The organism is Bradyrhizobium sp. CCBAU 45394, assembly GCF_028128655.1.
Taxonomy (GTDB): domain Bacteria; phylum Pseudomonadota; class Alphaproteobacteria; order Rhizobiales; family Xanthobacteraceae; genus Bradyrhizobium; species Bradyrhizobium diazoefficiens.
Genome location: NZ_LBIX01000015.1, coordinates 1 through 3,958, shown reverse-complemented (window position 1 = coordinate 3,958; position 3,958 = coordinate 1). Strand labels below are relative to the sequence as shown.

Here is a 3,958-nt window from a genome sequence, read left to right as displayed (position 1 = left end):
GCTGACCGGCATGGCCAGTTTGCGCGACAGGCGCGAGCCGGGCTCTCCGCCGACCGCAAAGCCGATCGCCAGTTGGCTCTCGCCGAGACGGGTTGTGCGTCTTGCTTTCGGCCGCACCGTTGCCGGTAGCCGCTCGGTGAATATCTGACGCGAGCATTGCGGATTCGCGCATCGAAAGCGTCGCGCCTGAAGCCGGATTTCGACCACTCGACCTTGCCATGGCAGATCGGCTAAGCGTCGCACGTAATGGCTGTGGACGCGACCCGTCTGGCAGCCGCAACAGGGACAGAGCGAGACCGCTGACTTCGGCCGAGCCACGAGCACCACCCTGTCCGTCTGGGGAAGGATCTGGACAATCGAAAGCTCGGGAGAAATCAGCGAGCGGAAGGCATGGAGCAAGGCGAATCACGAGCGTCGACTGCGATTCCGACCTTATGCCCTTATTCGCACTGTTCGTGAATCCTGCACCCTGCACCAAATGTGCGGAAGAACCCCTGATTGTCGCCGGAGTCTCACCTTGATCGCCGCCGTGCACCAAGCTCGGCCTGCGGGCCGACGAGGTTGCGACGCTCACCCTCGACGATATCGACTGGCGCGCCGGCGAGATACTCGTTCGCGCCAAGGGCCGACAGCGCGCTCGAATGCCGATACCGCCAGACATTGGCGCGGCTATCGTTGCATATCTGCGCAATGGCCGCCCAAAGTCGTCGTGCCGACGGCTGTTCGTCCGCACACTCGCGCCACACGTCGGCTTTGCTTCCGGATGCGCGATCACCATGATCGCCAAGGCCGCTCTCGATCGCGTTGGAATCGAAGGTTGCGCCCACCGCGGCGCCCATATCTTCCGACATAGTCTCGCTACAGAGCTTCTCCGATCTGGGGCGACCTTGTCGGAGATCGGACAGTTGCTGCGGCACGAGAACCACGACACCACCCGGATTTACGCGAAGGTCGACATCGATGCGCTGAGAACATTGAGCCTGCCCTGGCCGGGAGGCGTGCAATGACCGATCTGCGCTCCGCACTCGATAAGTACCTGAGCATGCGCAAGGGGTTGGGAACGAGAACCGCGCTGCGCGACTACGCCCACCGGCGCGATGCGCTGCTCGGATCACGCTGCGGCTCGACCTTCTTCGTTGCCGAACAGGGAGGCCGATTGCTGCACCAGTACGTTCATCGCGTCTTCTGGCGATTGTCCAGAGAGATCGGGCTGCGGCGCCCAGGTGATCGTACCGGGCCACGCGTGCACGACTTCCGTCATCGCTTCGCCATCCGGACGCTGCTCGACTGGTATCGCGAAGGCAAGGACGTCGAGCAGCAACTCCCAGTTCTCTCCACTTACCTCGGCCACGCCTGCGTGCGCGATACTTACTGGTATCTCTCGGCCTGCCCCGAGTTGATGGAAGAAGCGGCGCGGCGTCTCGATCGGCGATGGGAGGTGACGCCATGAAGCCCGCCTGCAATGTCGCCACGTTGATCGAGCGCTTCTTCACCGAGCGCCTCATGCGCCAGCGCAATGTTAGCGCCAACACGATCGCCTCCTACAGGGACACGTTCCGGCTGCTGTTCATGTTCGCACAGGTGCGGCTGCGGAAGTCCCCATCGGCCCTGACGCTCGCCGATCTGGATGCAACGTTCATCGGCGCGTTCCTCACCGATCTCGAGGTAAAGCGCGGCGCCAGCGCGAAGACGCGTAACCTGCGTCTGACGGCCATCAGATCCTTCTTCAGGTTCGTGTCCTTCGAGGAACCGGCACACAGTGCGCTGATCCAGCGCGTGCTCGCCATACCGAGCAAACGCCACGACAAGCGACAGGTGCACTTCCTGACGCGCCCCGAGATCGAGGCGGTTCTCGCCGCGCCCGATCGAACGACGTGGCTTGGTCGCCGCGATCACACCTTGCTGCTGGTCGCGGCCCAGACGGGCTTGCGCCTCTCAGAGCTGACTGGCCTTGACCGGGATGCCGTCCACCTCGGGTCTGGTGCACACGTACGATGCGTCGGTAAAGGGCGGAAGGAGCGGACCACTCCGCTGGTCGAGCAGGCCTACAAGCGGATGGTGGCTGCCTGGAAGGAAAAACCCAGAAAACTTGTCGCCAGCTGACGAAAGAGCTTCTCAACACCATCCGTGGAGAGACACACGCGTCCATCTTCCAGGAACAGCGTGAAGCTCGCTCAGCGCTTCAGGATATAGTTGAACGCCTTGGCCAGGTCGTGCCCACGGGAGAGCTTGGCGAGCTGTTCCCGCATGTAGACCTGAAGATCATCGACCAAGGGACGGCTCAGCGTCTGCCGCATCTGAAACGCTCCTCCGCACTCCTGCCATTGATGGAGCGTTCGATCTCGAACAGCGCATCGATCCGGCGCACGACCTCGACCGCGATGGGCGAGAGCGGGATCTCCTTTTTGCCGGCAGCCTTGCGCCGCGCATTCTCTTCGATGTCGGCCATGGCGAAGAACGGACGCCTTCCATGCGACCAGCAGGCAGCCTCCCGGATAGGTCCGGGCTGGCGTCCCGCCAGATAGAGTTGGTTGTACCCGTCATAGGCGTCGGCCTGCAGGATGCCGGCATCTCGGGCCAGATGCCCCTGGGGATGCTCGCCCTTGCGGTTGCGGGAGTAATAGAACATCGCCTCGGCGGGCCGGCTCCACCAAATGGCTTGTCGTCCCGCACGTAGATCCAGCACCGCCCCGTGTCGGTCTCACCCTTAGCCAGCACCGGCACGGTCGTATCGTCGGCATGAAGGCGCTCGGCCGCCATGACATGGGCCTCAAGGCGGCGCAGCAACGGATCTAGCGAGGCACAGACCGCCCCAACGGCATCCGCCATAGTCGACAGTGCGATCGGCACGCCTTCCAGAGCGTAGCGCTCGGCCTGGCGGTTCAACGGCTGATGTTGGCCGAACTTCTCGAACATGATCATGGCCAGGAGGCTCGGGCCAGCCCATCCCCTGGCGATGGCATGGAATGGGGCCGGCGCTTGGCTGATCTTCTCGCAGTCGCGGCAGGAGAACTTCTCCCGAACCGTCTCGATCACCTTCCACTGGCGCGGCACCACTTCCAGCGTGCGGGTCACATCCTCGTCGAGCTTGCGAAGGCGATTGCTGCCGCAGCATTCACAAGCCGTAGGCCCATCGATCACCAGTTCCCGGGGCAGATGCTCAGGGAAGGTCTGGCGCTCGGCACGCTGGCGCGCAAATCCACGCACCCTCGTCGTCTTCGCCACGGCCCGTTCCGCCGCAAGCTCGTCCTCGGTGGCGTCGGCTTCCAGCTCTTCGAACGTCAGCGCCAACTGCTCGATCAGCCGCGCTGAACGCTCTGACCGTTGCCCATAGATCTGATGTTTTAGCTTGGCGATCTGCAGCTTCTGCTGAATCCGCAACTGAGTTGGCGACCGCAGAGCGCGGGCTGATCTAGGAAAATCTGCGGTTGCCGGCATTTTGAGGAGTCCCAACGCGTCCAACTTGTGATTCACTGCGTCGCATGGATGCTGATCGCGACGCTGTTCCGGATGACGTTGCCGCCCTGAAAGAGGCGCTGGCAGTCGAGCGCGCGAAGGGTTTGGAGGTCGCCGCTGAACTCGCGGTCGCCCGCGCGAAAGCGTCGCAAGACGAAGCGCCGTTCTGGTCGATCGAAGATCCGCAATCGGTGTGTTCGCAGAGCATCATAGTGTCTCACGTGAGGAGCTGAGTACGCATACGACGAAGCTTACGATTACCCACATTTTGGTCAGAGTTTCGCGCCCGTTGCGATATCGATGAATCGCGATAATCCGCGCCACATGATCAGATTCCCTGGTGGCGGATCGTTGGCGCGGGCGAGATAGCCGCCGAGCCTGGCGATCTTGATGAGATAATGCGACAATGTCTTTCGTTGTGCGCTGACTGGCGTCTTGTCGTTGACGAGCCGATCAAGCAATTGGATTTCAGCTTTGGTCAGCACAAATTCCGGTGAGGCAT

The 3,958-nt window shown here is 62.4% G+C and carries 4 protein-coding genes and 3 pseudogenes; 3 read left to right on the top strand and 4 right to left on the bottom strand.

Annotation, left to right across the window (positions count from 1 at the left end; translation table 11 throughout):
• Positions 1-318, bottom strand: a 318-nt coding sequence (locus WN73_RS09425) for a transposase family protein (protein ID WP_442870059.1), incomplete at its 3' end; no start/stop codon positions are given.
• Positions 319-545: 227 nt separating this feature from the next.
• Here WN73_RS09425 and WN73_RS09420 point away from each other — a divergent pair.
• From WN73_RS09420 to WN73_RS09410, 3 genes and pseudogenes are all read left to right on the top strand, one after another.
• Positions 546-1,007, top strand: a complete 462-nt coding sequence (locus WN73_RS09420; RefSeq protein ID WP_333937955.1) for a tyrosine-type recombinase/integrase — start codon at positions 546-548, stop codon at positions 1,005-1,007.
• Entirely contained in the window at positions 1,004-1,450 is a 447-nt protein-coding gene (locus tag WN73_RS09415) for a hypothetical protein (RefSeq protein ID WP_442869846.1), read from the top strand. The genes WN73_RS09420 and WN73_RS09415 overlap by 4 nt, the downstream gene beginning before the upstream one ends.
• A pseudogene (locus WN73_RS09410) lies at positions 1,447-2,088 on the top strand (tyrosine-type recombinase/integrase); the annotation flags it as partial. The gene WN73_RS09415 and the pseudogene WN73_RS09410, both read left to right, overlap by 4 nt.
• A gap of 5 nt (positions 2,089-2,093) precedes the next feature.
• Here the strand turns inward: WN73_RS09410 and tnpC are convergent.
• From tnpC to WN73_RS09395, 3 genes and pseudogenes are all read right to left on the bottom strand, one after another.
• Positions 2,094-3,438 (bottom strand): annotated as a pseudogene (tnpC, locus tag WN73_RS09405) (IS66 family transposase); the annotation flags it as partial.
• 32 nt (positions 3,439-3,470) lie between these two features.
• Complete coding sequence (locus WN73_RS09400) at positions 3,471-3,644, bottom strand: hypothetical protein (RefSeq protein ID WP_179880118.1); 174 nt, start codon at positions 3,642-3,644, stop codon at positions 3,471-3,473.
• Positions 3,645-3,728: 84 nt separating this feature from the next.
• Positions 3,729-3,958 (bottom strand): annotated as a pseudogene (locus WN73_RS09395) (IS4 family transposase); the annotation flags it as partial.